The organism is Streptomyces sp. NPDC050161, from assembly GCF_044460025.1.
In the GTDB taxonomy this organism is placed as follows: domain Bacteria; phylum Actinomycetota; class Actinomycetes; order Streptomycetales; family Streptomycetaceae; genus Streptomyces.
Genome location: NZ_JBITJM010000005.1, coordinates 252,298 through 270,198, shown reverse-complemented (window position 1 = coordinate 270,198; position 17,901 = coordinate 252,298). Strand labels below are relative to the sequence as shown.

The window sequence follows — 17,901 nt, the reverse complement described above, 5'->3', positions numbered from 1 at the left end:
GGGGCGGTCAGTGGCAGACGGCCAGCGCGTCGAGCGCCACGGCGCCCTGGCCGCTCGGCAGCAGCACCAGCGGATTGATGTCCAACTCCGCGAGCCGCCCGTCCAGTTCGAGCGCCATCCGCTGCACCCGCAGCACGACCTCGATCAGGGCGTCGACATCCGAGGGCGGGGCTCCCCGTACGCCGTCCAGCAGGGCACGGCCGCGCAGTTCGCCGAGCATGGCGCGGGCCTGGTGCTCCCCGAAGGGCGGCACACCCACCGCGACGTCCCGGAGCACCTCCACGAGGACGCCGCCGAGCCCGACGGTCACGGTCGGCCCGAAGAGGCTGTCGTGCGTGACGCCGACGACCATCTCGACCCCGCGCTCGATCATCTGGCAGACCAGTACGCCGTCGAGGGGGACGTCTTCGTAGCGCGCGATGTCGGCCAGCTCGCGGTAGGCGTCGCGGACCTGGCTCGCGGAGGTCAGACCGACCTTGACGAGACCCAGCTCGGTCTTGTGCGCGAGCTGCGGCCCGGACGCCTTCATGACGACCGGGTAGCCGACCTGGCTCGCCGCGCGGACGGCCGCCGCGGCGCTGGTGACGAGCTGTTCGCGCGGGACGCGAATGCCGTAGGCGCGCAGCAGTTGCTTCGCCGCGTGCTCGCTGAGCTGCTCTCCCGGGCGCATCAGTGCCTGCGCCTTGCGCGCCGAAGGCGAGAGCGTGCGCGGGGCGTCGTCGAAGGGGGAGCGGTAGCCGGCCGTGAAGCGGTGGTGGTCGAGGTAGGCGCGGACGGCCGTGATGCAGTTGGCGAAGGTGCGGAAGGTCGCCACCCGCGAGGAGCCGAGCAGAGTGCTGCGGTAGGCGTCCTCGGTGCCGACCGGCGAGCCCCACACCACACACACCAGCTTGTCGGTCTCTTCCGCCGCGTCGACGAGATCCTGCGCGAGCTTGTCGCTCATCGGCGGGAAGGGCCCGGTGATCGGGCAGATCAGGACGCCGACGGACGGGTCGGCGAGGATCGCGTCGATGATCTTGCGGCCTCGCCAGTCGCCGACCGGGTGCCCGCCGTTGTCGATCGGGTTGGCGACGTGGAGGTACTCCGGTATCCACTGGTGCAGCTCGGCCTGCTTCGCGTCCGTCAGGGTGGGCAGCCGCAGCCCCGCGGCGGTCGCCAGGTCCGAGAAGTGGGCGCCGGTGCCCCCGGAGATCGAATAGACGGCGACCCCCTCCGCGGCCGGTGGCTTGGCGCGGGCCAACAGGGCGGCGGTGTCCTGGAGTTCGTCGAGACCGTCCACCCTGATGACGCCGAACTGCCGCATCGCGGCGTCCACCACCCCGTCCGCGCCGGTGAGTTTGCCGGTGTGCGAGGCGGCCGTGCGGGCGCCGGTCTCGGTGCGGCCGACCTTCACCGCGACGACGGGCACCTTCTGCCGGGCCGCGTGATCGGCGGCGAGCAGGAAGCTGCGGCCGTCCTTGAGCCCTTCCACATACGCGGCGATGGCGCCGACCTCGGGACGGGAGGCGAAGTAGGAGAGGAAGTCGGCGGTTTCCAGATCGGCCTCGTTGCCGGTCGGGGCCCAGTGGGAGAGGCGGATGCCGAGTTCCTGGAGGGTGAAGACGGGACGGCCCTGGTGGCCTGACTGGGTGATCAGGGCGATGGCGGGCCCTTCGAGGTCCTCGCGGAACTTCTCGAAGGCGTTGAGGTTGGTGTTCGGGCCGAGCAGCCGCAGGCCGGAGCGCCGCACGGCCTCGGCCAGCCGGTCCTGCGCGGCGGCGCCCTCCTCGCCGGTCTCGGCGAAGCCGGAGGCGAAGGCGACCGCGAACTTCACCTTCGCGTCCGCCAGTTGCTCGATGACCGGCACCGGATCGCCGACCAGCAGTACGGCGAGATCGACCGGCTCGGGGAGGTCGGCGACGGCCGCGTGGCAGGGCAGCCCGAAGACGCTCCGCCGCCCCGGGTTGACCGGGTGCAGCCGGGCGCCGACCCGCTCGGACCAGGCGATCAGCTGCCGGGTGATGCCGGTGTTGGGGCGGCCTTCGGTGTCGGACGCGCCGATGACGGCCACCGAAGCGGGCCGGAAGAAACGGTCGAGGTCCGGCACCGGGGCGTGCAGCGGGCGCCCGCTGACGTCCACGTCCGCCGTGCCGTCGGCGCGCTGCCCGCCGCCGTCGGCCGGATCGGCCACGCCGTGGACGGTGTGAGGTGGTTGCTCCCCGCAGGCCACGACGCGGGCCGGCCGGGAGTGAGTGCTGAGGGTGCCGTGAGTCGATCCAAGCATCGCAGAGGCCCGCTCCTGTGTGACGGCTCTCATTACCTGACGCACAGTCAGATTACTGAACTGACGTCATGTCAGGAATGGGGCTGCACGGTAAAGCTTCGCGGCGCGCACGGGGTCGCCTCCCTGGCACCCCGCCTCTTGCGTACCCCGCCGGGCATCCGCTGAACTGACCTGACGGAAAACTGATGAAGCGTCAGGAATGTTGGGGGCGCGGGCCCGGTGCGCAGGAAGGGGGGGCGGGCCCGGCCGTGCGCAACGGTTCCTGGCGCGGCGAGGGCGGACGGCGGGAGGGCATACGTGAGGCGGACCGGCGAGGCGGAAGACGCAGGGAAGCGGGGCGGCGAGGTGGAAGGTGCGGGGAAGCGGGGTGGCGAGGTGGAAGGCGTAGGGAAGCGGGGCGCGCCCCGGGGCGGTGGGGCGGTGGCGCGGTTCGACCTGCCGGAGGCCGACGCGTTCACCCGCACGTACTGGGACGCGGCCGGCGAGGGGCGGCTGCTGCTGCGCCGCTGCCGGGCCGATGGGTGCGGGGCGGCGCACCACTACCCGCGGGAGTTCTGCCCGTACTGCTGGAGCGAGGACGTCGCGTGGCAGCCGGCCTGCGGTCGCGCCACCCTCTACACCTGGTCCGTCGTCCACCGGAACGACCTGCCGCCGTTCGGCGGCCGGACCCCGTACGTCGCCGCGGTGGTCGACCTCGCCGAGGGCCCCAGGATGATGACCGAGGTCGTCGACTGCGCGGCGGACGACCTGCGGATCGGCATGCCGCTGACGGTCCACTTCCGCACGGAGGACGGGGGCGGGGACGGCCCAGCCACCGACCCCGGTGCGGAAGCCGGGGGCGGCGGCTGGGCCGTCCCGGTGTTCCGGCCCGCGGAGGGGGCGTAGGGCTGAGGGGGAGAGGGGGCGTAGGGAGAGGAGGCCGTCGTCCCGCTCCGGCCTGTGGATATCCGGTGGCAGGTGCCCGGATCATCGCGGATGCTGTGGCGATGCTGATCCGAGAAGCGACCGCGGCCGACTGGCCCGCCATCTGGGAGTTCTTCCGTACGATCGTCGCGGCCGGCGAGACCTACACCTATCCGCGCGACCTCGACGAGGAGGGTGGCCGCGAGATCTGGATGCTCCGCCCGCCGGGCCGTACGTTCGTCGCGGTGGACGAGGACGGGACGGTGCTCGGCTCGGCCAAGATGAACCCCAACCAACTGGGCGCCGGCTCGCACATCGCGGGCGCCAGTTTCATGGTGGACCCCCGCAGGGCGGGCCGCGGCGTCGGGCGGGCGCTGGGCGAACACGTCCTGGAGCGGGCCCGCGCCGAGGGGTACCGCGCGATGCAGTTCAACGCCGTCGTGGAGGTCAACACCGGAGCCGTGGCCCTCTGGAGGTCCCTGGGCTTCACGATCCTGGCCACCGTCCCGGAGGCGTTCCGGCACCCGGACAAGGGATTCGTGGGGCTGCACATCATGTACCGGGAGCTGTGACGTGGTGGCGGGGCGGGAGGGGCGGGAGGCGCTCGGCTTCCTCCCGCCGTCCCGCCCCGCTTCACGGTCCCGGCCACCCCGCCTCACGTCCCGGCCGCGCCCCCGTCACGGCCACAACAGCTCCTGCCGCCAACCCCCGCCCTCCCGCAGGTAGTTGAGCCGTACATGCCGCCGTCGCGCGTCGCCCTGGAAGAACTCGACCTCGTCGGGGCGCAGCAGGTACTCCGTCCACCCCGGTGCGGCGGCGTCCGGCTCGCGGTGCGCCCGTTCCCAGGCGGCGTCCGATGCGCGGGCCAGTTCCTCCGTCGAGCCGAGCGCCTCGCTCTGCCGTCCGACCAGCGCCGCGGCCAGCGCGCCAGGGGAACGCCGGTGCAGCGCCGCCTGACTCTCCTCGGCACCTGCCTCGCTCACCGTCCCGTGCACGCGCACCTGCCGCCCGACCGCCGGCCAGTAGAAGCCGAGGGCGGCCCTGGGGCGGACGGCCAGTTCGCGGCCCTTGCGGCTGCCGCGGTGCGAGCCGAAGTGCCAGCCGCGCTCGTCGGCGTCGTGCAGCATCACGGTGCGTACGGACGGGTTTCCGGCCGCGTCGGCGGTGGCCAGCGCCATGGTGTGCGGCTCGGGCTGGCCGGCTTCCGCGGCCTCCCGGAGCCACTGCCGGAAGAGCGGCAGCGGCGCGTCCGGCGCCCGGGACACGTCGAAAGCGGGCAGCTCGTGGTCCCAGACCCGCAGCCCCCGCAGCAGTGCGCGGAAGGCGTGGGACTCGGCGGTTTCCTGGTCATCTGCACGGTGATCGGCCATGCCGGGCAGCGTACGGCGGGTGCCCCGGGCCGCCGGTGCATGGGCAAGAGGACATCCCCCTGTCCGCATTCCTGGGCATCGTCGGGCAGCGGGGCCGCGTTCGAGGTCCGCGTTCCGAGGTCGCGTCCAGGTCCCGGCCCGGAAAATCACTGGCCCGCTGTCGGACGGCGGCGCTACTGTCCTGGCATGCACCTCTTCCAGATCTACGGCTGACACCGCAGCGGGCGCAACGTCCCGCCCCCGCCCGCACCCTGGCGCGCAGCGCGCCCGTGGCCGGCTTCGCCGTGCCCGCGCCGCCGCTGCCCGGGGCCGTCGGTCTGCCGTGTCCCCCTGCCGTATTTCTGACCCGAAGGAAGTCCCGTGCCTGAGCGCACCCCGCACCACCCCCGTACGTCTGCCGTCGGCCGCCCCGCTCACATCGCGATGGTCGGTACGCCGATGGTCAGCCACGTGCTGCCCAGCCTGGAGATCATCCGCGAGCTGGTGGCCCGCGGCCACCGCGTGACGTACGCCAACACCGACCACGCGGCCGAGCTGATCACGCCCACCGGCGCCGAGTTCGTCCGCTACACCTCCACCCTCCCGGTGATCGACAATTCCTGGCCGCAGGACCCGGTGGCGGCTGCCTCGCTCTTCCTCGACGACGCCATCGCGGTGCTCCCGCAACTGCACCGGGCGTACGACGAGGACCCGGCCGACCTCTACCTCTACGACATCGGCGCCTACGCGGCCCGCGCGCTGGCCGAGGCGCAGGGCCGAGACCTCGTCCAGCTCTCCCCGACCTTCGTGGGCTGGGAGGGAATGCAGGAGGAGGCCGGCGCGGCGTTCGCCGGGCTTCCGGGGGCCGATGTCTACCTGCGGCGGTTCGCCGAGTGGCTGGCCGGCTGCGGCGCGGCCACCACGGACGTGGGCACGTTCGCCGGCCGGCCCCGGCGGGCCCTGGCGATGATCCCGCGCGCCATGCAGCCGCACGCCGACCGGGTCGACGCGGACGTCGTGACCTTCGTCGGACCCTGCTTCGGCGACCGCACGGACCAGGGCGGCTGGACGCGTCCGGCCGGCGCGGAGAAGGTCCTGCTGATCTCGCTGGGCTCGGCCTACACCCGGCAGCCCGGGTTCTACCGGCAGTGCCTGGCGGCCTTCGGCGGTCTGCCCGGGTGGCATGTGGTGCTGCAGATCGGCACGTACACCGACCCGGCGGAGCTGGGCGCGATTCCCGGGAACGTCGAAGTGCGGTCCTGGGTACCGCAGGTGGCGATCCTGGAGCAGGCCGACGCCTTCGTGACGCATGCGGGGATGGGCAGTTGCAACGAGGGGCTGGCGAGCGGGGTGCCGATGATCGCGGTCCCGCAGGGCGCCGAGCAGTTCGTGAACGCCGACCGGCTCGTCGAGCTGGGAGTCGCCCGCCGCATCGACACCGCCGACGCGACGGGGGACGCGCTGCGTACGGGCCTGCTGGAGCTGCTGGCCGACCCGGACGTGGCCGCACGCTCGGCCCACCTGCGCGCGGATGCCCGCGCGGAGGGCGGCGCCCGGCGCGCGGCCGACCTCATCGAGGAGCGGCTGGGCTGAGGGCGGGCGACCCGTAAGGGGCCGCGGGACGACCCGCGGCCTCTGGGACACGGCGCTGGGACGGCCCTTACGGGATGCGGCCCTAGCCCGCCCCCAACACCACCGTCCCCGATGAGCAGAACCAGCCGCCGGTGCCCGACGCGACGGCGAGTTGCGGCAGCCGGCCGCCGGGTTTGTGCACCTGGCGGCCGGGTCCGGCCTCGCCGCGGAGCTGGCGCACGGCTTCGACCAGCAGGAACAGGCCGCGCATGCCGGGGTGGCAGGCGGCCAGGCCCCCGCCGTCGGTGTTGACGGGCAGCTCGCCGTCCCGCAGCAGCCGGCCCGTCCCGACGAACGCGCCGCCCTCGCCCTTGGCGCAGAAGCCCAGGTCCTCCAGGGTCACCAACGTCATGTAGGTGAAGGCGTCGTACAGTTCGGCGATGTCGATCTCCGACGGGCTGACCCCGGCGCGCGCGAAGGCGAGGCGTCCGGACTCCGCGGCCGGTGAGACGGTGAAGTCCGGCCACTCCGACATGGTGGTGTGCGAGAGGGCGGTGCCGGATCCGAGCACCCATACCGGGGGTTTGGCGAGGTCGGGCACCAGATCGTCGGCGACGAGCAGGACCGCGCAGCCGCCGTCGGACCGTATGCAGCAGTGCAGTTTGGTGAACGGGTCGGCGATCATCGGCCCGGAGAGCACCTCGTCGACGGTGACCGGGTCGCGGTACATCGCGTCCGGATTGCCGGCCGCGTTGGCCCGCGCCTGGACCGCGACCTGCGCCAACTGCTCCAGCGTGGTGCCGTATTGGTGCATGTGGCGGCGGGCGGCCATCGCGTATTTGGCGATCAGGGTGTGCCCGTAGGGGACTTCGAACTGGAGGGGGCCGCGGGAGCCGAAGGAGAGGTTGGCGGTGCGGCGCTTGGCCTTGAGGTCGGCGCGGGCGGTGGACCCGTAGACGAGGAGGACGGCGCGGGCGTGCCCGGCGGCGATCGCGTCGGCGGCGTGCGCGGCCATCACTTCCCAGGTGGCGCCGCCGACCGAGGTCGAGTCCACCCAGGTGGGGCGCAGGCCGAGGTAGTCGGCCACCTCGACGGGGGCGAGCGTGCCGAGGCCGGCCGAGGCGAAGCCGTCGATCACCGACCGGTCGAGTCCCGAATCCGCCAGTGCCCGGCGGGCGGCCTGGGCGTGCAGCGCGTACGGGGTGGCCTCGTTCACGCGCCCGCAGTCGGACAGGGCGACTCCGGCGACGGCGACCCTGCGCTTCCCGTAGGGGATCCCTGACGTCATGAATCTGACGGTACATCAGATATCGGGGTCGGGGCAGGGGGTCGGCGAGCGCCTCGGGGGAGGTGGCGTGATGAGCGGGCGAACCCTAGGAAAGTCGGGCCCGCATCTCTACTATGACGGCCCGTCAGTTCCGTGGACGGTTCCCGTCGGACCGGACGGGAGCGGTCCGCGGACGGGAGGAGTCCGCCGATGGATGCCGCGTTCACCGATGAGCAGGAAGCGATCCGCCGCACCCTGCGCGCACTGCTGGCCGCGCACTGCGGCCCTGACGAGGTCAAGGCCGCGGTCCGTACCCCGCACGGCTACGACGAGGAGCTGTGGCGGCGGCTCGCCGGACAGCTCGGACTCCCGGGCCTCGCGCTGCCCGCCGCGTACGGCGGAGCGGACTGCGGGCCCACCGAACTCGCCCTGGCCTGCGAGGAAACCGGCCGGGCGCTGCTGCCTTCGCCGCTGGTCGCGACCGCCGTGCTGGCCGCGCCGCTGATCCTCGCGCTGGGCAGCGAACGGCAGCGGGCCGATTTGCTGCCCAGGCTCGCCGCCGGTGAGCTGACCGGGACGCTGGCCGTACCGGACGGACGGCTGGCCACCGCGCTGGCGCTGACCGGCCCCAACGACGGCGGCTGGGCGGGCGGCGGCCGGGCGGGCGGCATCCAGGCGCGGCGGCGCGACGGGTGGTGGGTGCTGTACGGCGAGGCGGGGCAGGTCCTGGACGGCCACACGGCCGACGTCCTGCTGGTGGCCGCGCACACCGGCGGCTTCGCGCGCAGCCGCACCCGGCTCTTCCTCGTACGGGGTGACGCGGCGGGACTTTCGCGCACCCGGCAGACCGTGCTGGACGAGACCAGACCGCAAGCCCGGATCGAACTGCGCGAGGTGCAGGGGGAGTTGCTGGGGGAGGACGCGGAGCGCGGTCCTGGGGACGGGCTCGCGGCCGTGGGCAGGACCGCCGCCGCCGCGCTGGCGGCCGAGGCGGTGGGCGCGGCCGACGCGGCACTCACCCGCACCCTCGCCCACGTCCAGGACCGGGAGCAGTTCGGGCGGCCCATCGGCGCCTTCCAGGCGGTCCAGCACCGGCTCGCCGACCTGTACGTGGCGGTGCAGGCGGCGCGCTCGGCGGCCTACTACGCGGCCTGGGCTGCGGGCGCCGCCGGGGGCGCCGTCGAACCGGGCGCCGGGGCGCTGGCGCTGGCGCAGGCGCTGGAGGCGCTGCGGGCAGTGGCGGCCGACGCGGTGCAGCTGCACGGCGGCATCGGCTTCACCTGGGAGCACGAGGCGCATCTCTACTTCAAGCGCGCGGCCTGCGACGAACTGCTGCTGGGACCGGTGCACCGGCTGCGCGCGCGGGCCGCGGACGAGGCCGGGCTGTTCGTCACCGGAGCCCGCGACGGGGCACCGGGTGCGCGCGGCGGCGCCGGGGCGCGAGCGGCGGCCGGCGCGTGAGGGCGCGCGGCGCGCGGCTGGTGCAGTCGGTGTCGTCGACGCGTGCCTTCGCGCGGATCGCCCCGCACGTCGTCCCCGCGCTCGACCGCGCGGTCCACCGGCTGACCCGCGGCAAGGTCCTGCTCAGCGCGCGGATGCTGCCCGGGGCGATCCTGACCGCGACCGGTGCGCGCAGCGGCCTGCCCCGGCGCACGCCGCTGGCCTGCCTGCCCCAGGAGGACGGCGGCTGGCTGCTGATCGGCAGCAACTTCGGCAGGTCAGGGCACCCGGCGTGGACCGGGAACCTCATCAAGCACCCGGAGGCGGAGGTGAATTGGCGCGGGCGCGACATTCCGGTACGGGCCCGGCTGCTGGCGGGCGAGGAACGGGAGCGCGCCTGGTCCGCCGCGCTCGCGTGCTGGCCGCCGTACGCCGCGTACCAGTCGCGGGTGGACCGGGAGATCCGGCTCTTCCGGCTGGACCTGCGGTGACGCTGACAGGGGGCGACGCGGGGCCGGGAAGGGCGCGGAAGGGCCGGTGAAGCGGTGGCGTGGGCGGTGGCGGGCCCGCCGGGTCCTGAGCCGCGGAACGCGGCCGTCGTCGGGCGGGACGGACGCCTGCGGTGCCGGCCTGCCAAGGGCCGGGCGCCCGCGGCCGTCCGGCTGAGGGCGGCAGGCGGCCACCCTGGCGGGACGGTGGGGAACTCCCGCGGCACGGCCGGGGAGTGAGCGCCGCCGTGACTGCACGGCAGTGCGCTCGGCCGGGGGCCGCGCTCCCGGCGGCTGCGCCGGCGCCGGGGAGCGACGCCGCGTGCGGCAGCGGTGCGCGAGGGCCCGTCGGCGGGGGACGAACGGGGCCCGCGGCTACTTCGTCGGCTTCTTGCCGGTGATGCCGAGGTGCACGAGCAGCGCCAGATTCGGCTTCAGTTCGGCCTGCTTGACGCCCCAGCTCTGGAAGCCCTTCTGGTGCCCGGCGACCGCTGCCAGCATGGCGACGAGCGAACCGGCCATGGCTGCCGCGCTCACCTCCTTGTCGACCTTGTTCTTGGCCTGGAGCTCCTGGATGGACTCCGTGAGCGAGTTGGTGACGGCGTTCAGGATCTTCATGCGGATCTTGTAGAACCGCTTGTCGCCCTCGGCCGCTCCCAGGTCGATGACGCGGAGGATCGCGTCGTTCTTGCGCCAGAAAGAGAGGAATCCGTCGACGAGTTCCTCGGCCGCCTGCCAGCCGGATTTGCCCACCCAGGAGCGCCCGGCGACAAGGTCGGTGAGTTGTGCGCCTTCTTTGGCCATCTCCTCGGCGATTTCGAGGACGGCGCCCTCCACGTCGGGGAAGTACTGATAGAACGTAGCGGGTGAAGTACCCGCTTTTCGGGCCACGTCGATGACCTTGACGTCCCGGTACGGGGATGAACTGAGCATGTCGCTGAGGCAGTCGAGAAGCTTCTGCCGCGTGGCCTGCCCGCGGCGGCCGGCAACTCTGCCGTCGACGGTTCGCACTTGTCCTGTCATGCCGTCAGCTTACCGAGGGGTGATCGGAGCGCGATTTGGCTGCCTGCAAATGGGGACGGGGGAGTTCGCGCGCATCGGTCCCGGTTCCTTCGGACGTGGCGGCGGCGCGCAAGGTATCCAAGACGGCGCTTTCCGGGCGCATCCGGGGCGAGCGGGACGGGCGTCGCCGAGGTGGCGGGGGCTTCGCCGCGGTGAATGGCGCGGTATCGGTACGGGAAAAGGCCGATTGGTCCGAACCGGTGAATCGTCTTATCAACAGCCTGTGGAAAACTTCGGTGGACAACGCGGCGCAAGTGTCCGTCGGCGGCGGCCCGTTGAGCCGTACTGCGGCCCGCTGATACGTGCCGGATTTCACATTGATCCACCCGTTCGATTTCCTGCCGGGCGCGCTCGCGGATTCGCCACTAGCGTGGCCGCATGACTGCATTCGCGGACGGCGCACCCTGCTGGGTCGACGTACTGCTGCCCGATCTCGACGCGGGAAAGCGTTTCTACGGCGACCTCTTCGGCTGGACCTTCGACGAAGGCGCCGCCGAATTCGGCGGGTACACCCAGGCGTTCCGCGACGGCAGGAAAGCGGCCGGGCTGATGCCCCGCAGCGACGAGACGATGCCCACCGCATGGGGCATTTTCTTCGCGACCTCCGATATCGGGCGCACCGAAACCGCGGTCAGGGAAGCCGGCGGCCGGGTACTCCACGAGGCGGTGCCGGTCGGCGACCTGGGCTCGATGCTGATCGCCGCCGACCCCGCAGGGGCGGTCTTCGGCGCCTGGCAGGCCGGCGCGCACACGGGATTCGAGATCGCAGGGCAGCCCGGCAGTTACGTCTGGATGGGGCTGAACACCCGTGACCCGGCGGCCGCCGACGCCTTCTACGCGGAGGTCTTCGGCTTCGCCGGGGCCCGGGATGCCCCGATGGCCAGGCCGGGCTTCCTGCCGTGGCGACTGCCGGGCCAGGAACGGGAGATCGGCTGCCGGATCGCGATGGACGCGTCGGTGCCCGCCGACCTGCCGCCGCACTTCACGGTCTGCTTCCTCGTCGACGACATGGCCGAGGCGATCCGCACCGCGACGGGGCACGGCGGCGAGGTGGTGGCGCGGCCCGAGCGGTCTCCCGGCGGCCCGTTCGCGGTGTTCCGCGACAATCAAGGCGCCACCTTCGGTGTCATGGCCCCGAAATAGCCGTGGACACCGCAGAATTGGGGGAACGGCACGGGCGACGGCGGGGAGTGCATGACCAGCAGGCAACGGGGGCGCGTCGGCGCCGTACGGACAACGGGACGGCCGAAGGCGCGGGACGCGGCGCCCGGATCCGCGGCATCGCGCCGGAATCCCGGGGGCGCGCGGGAGCGGAGACCCGCCCCCCAGGATCCTGAGGGGCGCAGACGGGTGGGGCCGAGACGGGCGGGGCTGCCGATAGGGAGCGCCGGATCCTGGCCCGTACGGTAGCGGTGCCGTCCCGGCCCACGCGCGGGGCCGCCGGGCGGGCGGCGGGCGCACGGGCCGTGCAGGGGTGCGGCGGGTTCTTGCGCACGTCCCGCAACCGATCGGTAACCCCCGGGCAATCACCCGCCGATGGACGTATCCGCGCACGTCAGGCGAGGGTTGATAACCCCGGGTAACGGTTTCGCTGCGTACTGCTGAAGGCGGGCCGGGGTGCGGCGGCCGGGCCCCGGGTTCGCCACCGTCGGCTCGGCCAGGAAGAATCAGCTCGCGTACGGCCGTTTCGGCCAGATGAGACGCTGCTCGGGGCAGTGGCTCTCGGCGGCTCGGTGCTTTGGAGAGTCTCTTTTACGCCCCACGGGGAGGTGGCAGGCAAATGGTGGAGCAGCTGACGCAGCTGACGCAGCACGATCCCCGGCGGATCGGCCCGTTCGAGGTGCTCGGCCGTCTCGGGGCCGGCGGCATGGGACTGGTCTATCTGGCGCGCTCGGCGTCCGGCCGGCGCGTGGCGATCAAGACGGTGCGTACGGAACTCGCCGAGGACCAGCTGTTCCGGGTCCGTTTCACCCGCGAGGTCGAGGCGGCCCGCGCGGTGAGCGGCTTCTACACCGCGGCGGTGGTCGACGCCGACCCGCGTGCCGCGGTGCCCTGGCTCGCGACCGCCTATGTGCCGGCCCCCTCGCTGGAAGAAATAGTCAATGAATGCGGGCCGCTGCCGGCCCAGGCGGTGCGGTGGCTGGCGGCCGGGATCGCCGAGGCGCTGCAGTCCATCCACGGCGCGGGTCTGGTGCACCGTGACCTGAAGCCGTCGAACGTCCTGGTGGTCGAGGACGGCCCCCGGGTGATCGACTTCGGTATCGCGTCCGGGGTGTCCAACACCCGTCTGACGATGACCAATGTGGCCGTCGGCACGCCCGCGTACATGTCGCCCGAGCAGGCCCGTGACTCCCGCAGTGTCACGGGCGCAAGCGACGTCTTCTCGCTCGGCTCGACGCTGGTGTTCGCCGCCACCGGACACGCGCCCTTCCACGGCGCCAACCCCGTCGAGACGGTCTTCATGCTGCTGCGCGAGGGCCCCGACCTCGCCGGGCTGCCGGACGAGCTGCGGCCGTTGCTGGAGTCCTGCATGCAGATGGAGGCGGCCCACCGGCCGTCGCCCGCCGACCTCCAGTCGCAGCTCGCACCGCACCTCTTCGGCTCCGGCAGCGACGACAGCGGCACGGCGTCGGCCTGGCTGCCCTGCGGCGCCGTGGCGCTCATCGAGGGGCGGCGCGGCGGCCGTTCGTCCGTCCCCAGGAACAGCCAGCGCGCGGGCGCTGGCCGTTCCGCGGCGCGCCCCGCCGAGCCCAGGGCGGTGCCGCCGCGCCCCGCCAACGCGCCGCAGGCACAGCCCGGCTGGCCGGGACAGGTCGCCGCGGGCCCCGGTGCGCACCGCGGCGCCGACCCGCGCGGCGCCCCGCTGCCGCAGGGCTCGCTCGGACCGGAGGCGTCGGCCCGTGCGACGCCGGTCTCCGTCGCGCCGCCCGTGGGCGCACAGGCACCGGCCGCCGCGCTCTCCGCGCCGCCCGAGGCGGAGGGGGCCGGCGGCCCGGTACGGCTCGGCGGTTCGCCCGCTCCGATAGGGCCGGGCCCGCGGGCCGCCGACGGCCGCGACCCGCAGCCGCGCGGGCAGGCAGGCGCGGCGACGAACTGGGTACGACCACCCGGCGCCGCCGCGCCCGGTGTGCCGGGCCAGGGCGGCGAGCCCCAGGGCGCGGCCCGGCAGGACGCGCCGCCCGCGCCGAGTGAGCCGCCCGGCGCGGAGCCGGGGCGCTGGCGCCCGTGGCGGTTCCGGATGTCGAACGACGTGTGGGGCACCCCCGCCGTCGCAGGTGACCTGCTCTACGTCACCTCGTTCGAGGTGCACGCGCTCGATGTGGCAAGCGGGCGGCGGAAGTTCAAGACCCGCGACGTGGCGTGGGCACTGGCGGTGGCCGACGGCCGTATCCACGCGTCGGACGGGCCGAGCCTGTACGCGCTGGACGCGGACGACGGCACCGAACGCTGGCGGCTGCACACCGAGGGCTGGGTCTACGCCCTGTCGGCCGACCGCGGCACCGTCGTCACCAGCACCCGCGGCGGCACCGTCCAGGCGTGGGAGGCGGGCACCGGCGAACTGCTGTGGGAGACCGGCGGCGTCCAGACGGACTTCGAGACGGCCGACGCCGCCCCGGTGGTGCACGGCGGCACGGTGTACGTCTGGGCCGACGCCAGGCTCAAGGCCCTGGAGGCGCGGACCGGCGCCGAGCGCTGGTCGTACCCGGTGGGTGACGCGGCGGCCTGCGGCGGCGTCCCGATGCGGCTGACGGCGGCGCCGGACGGCACCGTCTACGTCGTCGCGGGGGCCAGGGTGCTGGCCATCGACGGCGCGCGCGGCGACGTGCGCTGGCACTTCGAGGCGCCCGCGGTCTTCCTGAGCCCGCCCGCCTTCGCGCCGGGGCCCGCCGTCACCGGAGGCGGCGTCTATCTGGCGGACTACCTCGGCACGGTCTACGCGCTGGACGCCGCCGACGGCCGCGACCGCTGGCGGATCGCCACCGAGGCGCGGCAGTCAGCCGAACCGGTGCTGGTCGCGCACGGCGCCGTCCACCTGGGCAGCGGCAAGGCGCTCTACACCCTGGACGCCGTGACCGGCACGCCGCGTTGGCGGTTCCAGGCGGGCGCCGAGGTGATCGGTTCGCCGGTCGTCGCCGAGGGCCGGGTGCACTTCGGCTCCGCCGACCACTGCCTGTACACGCTGGACGCGATGGGCGGTCAGCTGCGCTGGAAGCTGGCCACCGGCGGCGAGATCACCGGTTCTCCGGTGGCGGTGGGCGGCGTGGTGTACGCGTGCAGCAAGGACCGCTGCGTGTACGCGCTGGACGCGGCGCGGGGGACGGGCCTGGCGCGACGGACATGAGGCCCGGGGGACACCGTCCGCCGGGCTATTCCCGTTCGTCGCGGGGGTGTTGGGGCCCGGATCCGGATCCGTCGTCCGGCGGGGAGGCGGGGTGCTGCACGGTGTCGTCGAGCGCCCGGTCGTCACCGGCGCCGGCGGCGGGGTGCGCCCGTGGGTGCTGCACGGTGTCGTCGCTGTCCACCTGCGGTTGCTGAAGCGTCGGGTCGGGTTCCGCTCCGCCGTCTCCTTCGGGGGAGCGGTGTGCGCCGCTGTGGCGGGGCGGCGGGCCCTCGGGGCGCTGCCGCAGGTCCTTGGCCCACTGCACCGGTGGCGTGGGGTGCTGCTGCGCGGCCCGGACGTCCGGCTGTTTCTCCGGGGGCTGCCGGGTGTCCTGGGGCGGCGGTGCCGGGCCGGGCCAGGGGGCGGCCGACGCGCCCTGCCCCGCGGGGGCGCCGGGCGGTCCCGGCGCCCACTGCTGGGCCGGTGGCCGCCCCGGATCCCATGGCTCGGGCGGGTAGGGCTCCCGCATCCCCTGCCGCCCGTCGTCGTACCGGCCCTGGTCGTACCGCCCCGCGTCGTGCCCGTCGGCGTACCGTCCGCCGCGGTGCCGTCCACGGCCGTGGCGTGGTGCATCGCCGCGGTACCGCGGTGGTCGGCCGCGCATCACCAGCGCGCCGATCAGCAGCAGCGCGCCGCCGCCCAGCGCGTAGGCCACGCCGGTGCCCAGGCCGTTGTGGCCCGCGGTGAGACTGCCGGCCGCCTGTCCCTGGCGGATCATCCACAAGATGGTGAAGCCGCACACCACCACCGCCGCCGCGGCGACCACGGCCCGTGCGCGCAGTGCCACCCCGATCAGGGTCAGCAGGGCGGCGAATGCCATGGGGAGCAGCAGCGAGGCCGGCAGTGGCGCGGAGGCGGTGGTGAGGCCGCCGAAGAGGTCCTCGATGCGGACATCGCGTCCGAGACGGCCGTCGTACCAGGGACGGAAGGGGCTCCAGACGGCGGCCGTCGCTCCTACGAGGGCTATCAGGGATCCGATGACGTTGCGCACCACGGGCGTCGCCTCGCTTCGGGTGGTCCTGATGTCCTCCGTCACCGACGCTACGCCTGCCCGTCGGCGCCCGCGAGACATGTCCGCCACGGACGGTCAAGCCCTGTGGACGGGTGTCGTGGCCGGGTGCGCGGAGCCGTCCGAGGCGGTGTCGGTGGCCGCCACTTGCTAGGCTGCCGTGCACGCGTCAAGCCTGCTGGGCGGGCGCGGTAGGTCGTTTTCACGGGGGTCTGACACGTCATGCAACAACGCACGCGCACGCGCGCACACATCCGCACCCGCATCCGGGCGGCGGTGGCGGCGGGACTCGTGCTCGCCACGGCCGTCACCGTCGGCGGCTGCGGACGGAGCCACGGCAGGGGCGGATTCATCGGGGGCATCGGCGGCGGCCCCGACCACGTGGTGTCCGCGCCGTCCTATTCGCCCGCGGCCGACCCGTACGCCACCTCGACGCCCGACCCCTACGGCACCCCGGCGGACGGCGCGAGCGACGACCCGTACGCGCCGTCCTCGTCGCCGACCCAGGAGTACTTCGACCCGGACGGCCGCTCCGACGTCGACGGCAGCGGCTGCGACTTCTCCGAATCGCTGCACCAGTTCTCGTACACCGTCTCCGTCACCAACCCGTCCTCGTCCGACAGCTTCTCCTACGACATGGAGGTCAACTGGATGAAGTCGAAGCCGGCGGACGGCCACACGTACGGGCGGCACCAGCGGAGCATCGTGGTGGGGCCGGGCGACACCGAGACGTACACCGCCCGCTACACCGTCAACCAGTCGTCCTTCGCGCGGTTCTGGTTCACCTGCGAGATCACCAAGGCGGACAAGTCCCGGATGTGAGCGGGGCGGTGGCCCAAGGGCTGCCCTCCGGGTCAGGCCGGGTCGTCCCGCTCTCTGGCGGCGAACAGGGCGGCCTGGCGGTCCGGCGGCAGGTTGCCCAGGGCGATCAGCTGCGGGGCCAGGGACAGCGCCCGTTCCCTGGTCGCCTCGTGGGCGGCCCAGAGGGCCCGCACGGTGCCCTGGACGGCGTCGGTCGGCAGGGCGGCCAGGACGGCGGCGCGGCGGAGCGCCGTCGCGACGGCGTCGCCGGGCGCGGTCACCTCGCTGACCAGGCCGATGGCGTGCGCGCGCGCCGCGCTCAGCCGCTCGGCCGTGCCCATCAGCGCCATCCGGGCCGCTTCCCCGTAGGGCATCCGCTGCGCCATGAGGATCGCCTCGTAGGCGCTGACCATCCCGTAGGTGGTGTGCGGGTCGAAGAACGTGGACGTCTCGGAGGCGATGATGAATTCCGCCTCGCCCAGGAGGTAGCAGGCGCCGCCGCAGGCCATACCGTCGACCGCGGCGATCACCGGCTTCCACAGGTCGTTGGACTTGGGCCCGATCCGCAGCAGCGGGTCGTCGAGGGAGAACGGTGAGGACGGCTGCGGCACGTCAACGGAGCGGTCGATGCCGGTGCAGAAGGCCCGGCCGCCCGCCCCGGTGACCACGGCCGCGCGTACGGAGTCGTCGAAGCGGAACGACCGCCAGACGGCGGCGAGTTCGGCCGCCGTCGCGAGGTCGATGGCGTTGAGCCGCTCGGGCCGGTCCAGGGTGACCTGCGCGACCCCGTCCGCGATCTCGGTCCGGATGCTCACGGCCGCTCCAGGAGCCAGCGGGGCACGGTGGTACCTCCCGGCAGGGTGTGGAAGGCGACCTTCACCGGGGCGCCGATCCGCAGCCGCGCCGGGTCGACGGAGTTGAGGGCCGCGTCGGCCGAGGCGACGAGGTTGCCGACGAGCCGGATGCGCGGCGCGTCCGCCAGTTCCACGACGATCGCGTTGTACGGCGCCTGCGCGGCGTAGGCGGGCAGCAGCGGCGGGTGCGGCAGGACGTAGGACCAGATGCGGCCCCGGCCGCTCATCGGCCGCCAATGGCTGTCGAACGACTGGCAGTGCGGGCAGCAGGGGCGGGGCGGGAAGCGCAGCTCGTCGCAGGACGTGCAGACCTGGATGCGCAGTTCGCCGTTGGCCGCGTACTCCCAGAACGGCGCGCCGTCCTCGTCGGGGACGGGAACCAGCAGGTCAGCGGCGGTCTCGGGGGGATTGTCAGTGGGGAGTGTCACGATGGGTGACATGGAATCGCTGACAGTGTTCGCGGTGGCTTCCCGGCCCGTTGTGCCGGCGGTGTCACGAGCGCTCATCGGGTA

At 73.8% G+C, this 17,901-nt stretch carries 15 protein-coding genes; 8 read left to right on the top strand and 7 right to left on the bottom strand.

What is annotated here, in order from left to right; translation table 11 throughout:
* Positions 1-7: 7 nt before the first annotated feature.
* Positions 8-2,263, bottom strand: a complete 2,256-nt coding sequence (locus tag ACIBK8_RS11165; protein WP_399041471.1) for an acetate--CoA ligase family protein — start codon at positions 2,261-2,263, stop codon at positions 8-10.
* Between the two features lie 420 nt (positions 2,264-2,683).
* Here ACIBK8_RS11165 and ACIBK8_RS11160 point away from each other — a divergent pair, with 420 nt between their 5' ends.
* Complete coding sequence (locus ACIBK8_RS11160; RefSeq protein ID WP_399041470.1) at positions 2,684-3,148, top strand: Zn-ribbon domain-containing OB-fold protein; 465 nt, start codon at positions 2,684-2,686, stop codon at positions 3,146-3,148.
* Positions 3,149-3,249: 101 nt separating this feature from the next.
* A complete protein-coding gene (locus ACIBK8_RS11155) occupies positions 3,250-3,738 on the top strand; it encodes a GNAT family N-acetyltransferase (protein ID WP_399041469.1) in 489 nt (162 codons plus the stop codon).
* Between the two features lie 105 nt (positions 3,739-3,843).
* Here the strand turns inward: ACIBK8_RS11155 and ACIBK8_RS11150 are convergent, their stop codons facing one another.
* Positions 3,844-4,536, bottom strand: coding sequence for a pyridoxal 5'-phosphate synthase (locus ACIBK8_RS11150; protein ID WP_399041468.1), 693 nt, complete (start codon positions 4,534-4,536; stop codon positions 3,844-3,846).
* Between the two features lie 423 nt (positions 4,537-4,959).
* Here ACIBK8_RS11150 and ACIBK8_RS11145 point away from each other — a divergent pair, with 423 nt between their 5' ends.
* A complete protein-coding gene (locus tag ACIBK8_RS11145) occupies positions 4,960-6,108 on the top strand; it encodes a macrolide family glycosyltransferase (protein WP_399041661.1) in 1,149 nt (382 codons plus the stop codon).
* An 82-nt stretch (positions 6,109-6,190) separates the two neighbouring features.
* Here ACIBK8_RS11145 and ACIBK8_RS11140 read toward each other — a convergent pair whose 3' ends face one another.
* The gene (locus tag ACIBK8_RS11140; RefSeq protein WP_399041466.1) at positions 6,191-7,375 is read right to left on the bottom strand and encodes a thiolase C-terminal domain-containing protein; all 1,185 of its coding nucleotides are present in this window, start codon (positions 7,373-7,375) and stop codon (positions 6,191-6,193) included.
* 189 nt (positions 7,376-7,564) lie between these two features.
* Here ACIBK8_RS11140 and ACIBK8_RS11135 point away from each other — a divergent pair, with 189 nt between their 5' ends.
* Both ACIBK8_RS11135 and ACIBK8_RS11130 read left to right on the top strand, forming a co-directional pair.
* Positions 7,565-8,815: an acyl-CoA dehydrogenase family protein gene (locus tag ACIBK8_RS11135; RefSeq protein WP_399041465.1), complete on the top strand. Its 1,251-nt coding sequence runs from the start codon at positions 7,565-7,567 to the stop codon at positions 8,813-8,815.
* A complete protein-coding gene (locus ACIBK8_RS11130) occupies positions 8,812-9,285 on the top strand; it encodes a nitroreductase family deazaflavin-dependent oxidoreductase (RefSeq protein WP_399041463.1) in 474 nt (157 codons plus the stop codon). The genes ACIBK8_RS11135 and ACIBK8_RS11130 overlap by 4 nt, the downstream gene beginning before the upstream one ends.
* A 372-nt stretch (positions 9,286-9,657) precedes the next feature.
* Here the strand turns inward: ACIBK8_RS11130 and ACIBK8_RS11125 are convergent, their stop codons facing one another.
* The gene (locus ACIBK8_RS11125; protein WP_399041462.1) at positions 9,658-10,305 is read right to left on the bottom strand and encodes a TetR family transcriptional regulator; all 648 of its coding nucleotides are present in this window, start codon (positions 10,303-10,305) and stop codon (positions 9,658-9,660) included.
* A gap of 417 nt (positions 10,306-10,722) precedes the next feature.
* Here ACIBK8_RS11125 and ACIBK8_RS11120 point away from each other — a divergent pair, with 417 nt between their 5' ends.
* Together ACIBK8_RS11120 and ACIBK8_RS11115 are read left to right on the top strand one after the other, a co-directional pair.
* Complete coding sequence (locus ACIBK8_RS11120) at positions 10,723-11,487, top strand: VOC family protein (protein ID WP_399041460.1); 765 nt, start codon at positions 10,723-10,725, stop codon at positions 11,485-11,487.
* 637 nt (positions 11,488-12,124) lie between these two features.
* Positions 12,125-14,686: a PQQ-binding-like beta-propeller repeat protein gene (locus tag ACIBK8_RS11115; RefSeq protein WP_399041459.1), complete on the top strand. Its 2,562-nt coding sequence runs from the start codon at positions 12,125-12,127 to the stop codon at positions 14,684-14,686.
* Positions 14,687-14,711: 25 nt separating this feature from the next.
* Here ACIBK8_RS11115 and ACIBK8_RS11110 read toward each other — a convergent pair whose 3' ends face one another.
* Positions 14,712-15,761: a hypothetical protein gene (locus tag ACIBK8_RS11110; RefSeq protein WP_399041457.1), complete on the bottom strand. Its 1,050-nt coding sequence runs from the start codon at positions 15,759-15,761 to the stop codon at positions 14,712-14,714.
* Between the two features lie 195 nt (positions 15,762-15,956).
* On the opposite strand from ACIBK8_RS11110, the gene ACIBK8_RS11105 reads away from it, so the two are divergent.
* The gene (locus tag ACIBK8_RS11105) at positions 15,957-16,556 is read left to right on the top strand and encodes a hypothetical protein (protein ID WP_399041455.1); all 600 of its coding nucleotides are present in this window, start codon (positions 15,957-15,959) and stop codon (positions 16,554-16,556) included.
* A gap of 32 nt (positions 16,557-16,588) precedes the next feature.
* Here the strand turns inward: ACIBK8_RS11105 and ACIBK8_RS11100 are convergent, their stop codons facing one another.
* On the bottom strand, positions 16,589-17,350 hold the full coding sequence (locus ACIBK8_RS11100; RefSeq protein WP_399041454.1) for an enoyl-CoA hydratase/isomerase family protein: 762 nt from the start codon (positions 17,348-17,350) through the stop codon (positions 16,589-16,591).
* A complete protein-coding gene (locus tag ACIBK8_RS11095) occupies positions 17,347-17,829 on the bottom strand; it encodes a Zn-ribbon domain-containing OB-fold protein (RefSeq protein WP_399041660.1) in 483 nt (160 codons plus the stop codon). The genes ACIBK8_RS11100 and ACIBK8_RS11095 overlap by 4 nt, the downstream gene beginning before the upstream one ends.
* Positions 17,830-17,901: the final 72 nt, after the last annotated feature.

Excerpts from the sequence above, each read along its gene's own strand:
- ACIBK8_RS11165 (WP_399041471.1), bottom strand. The coding sequence starts at position 2,263 with ATGCTTGGATCGACTCACGGCACCCTCAGCACTCACTCCCGGCCGGCC.
- ACIBK8_RS11155 (WP_399041469.1), top strand. The coding sequence starts at position 3,250 with ATGCTGATCCGAGAAGCGACCGCGGCCGACTGGCCCGCCATCTGGGAG.
- ACIBK8_RS11150 (WP_399041468.1), bottom strand. The coding sequence starts at position 4,536 with ATGGCCGATCACCGTGCAGATGACCAGGAAACCGCCGAGTCCCACGCC.
- ACIBK8_RS11145 (WP_399041661.1), top strand. The coding sequence starts at position 4,960 with ATGGTCGGTACGCCGATGGTCAGCCACGTGCTGCCCAGCCTGGAGATC.
- ACIBK8_RS11140 (WP_399041466.1), bottom strand. The coding sequence starts at position 7,375 with ATGACGTCAGGGATCCCCTACGGGAAGCGCAGGGTCGCCGTCGCCGGA.
- ACIBK8_RS11135 (WP_399041465.1), top strand. The coding sequence starts at position 7,565 with ATGGATGCCGCGTTCACCGATGAGCAGGAAGCGATCCGCCGCACCCTG.
- ACIBK8_RS11125 (WP_399041462.1), bottom strand. The coding sequence starts at position 10,305 with ATGACAGGACAAGTGCGAACCGTCGACGGCAGAGTTGCCGGCCGCCGC.
- ACIBK8_RS11120 (WP_399041460.1), top strand. The coding sequence starts at position 10,723 with ATGACTGCATTCGCGGACGGCGCACCCTGCTGGGTCGACGTACTGCTG.
- ACIBK8_RS11115 (WP_399041459.1), top strand. The coding sequence starts at position 12,125 with ATGGTGGAGCAGCTGACGCAGCTGACGCAGCACGATCCCCGGCGGATC.
- ACIBK8_RS11105 (WP_399041455.1), top strand. The coding sequence starts at position 15,957 with ATGCAACAACGCACGCGCACGCGCGCACACATCCGCACCCGCATCCGG.
- ACIBK8_RS11095 (WP_399041660.1), bottom strand. The coding sequence starts at position 17,829 with ATGTCACCCATCGTGACACTCCCCACTGACAATCCCCCCGAGACCGCC.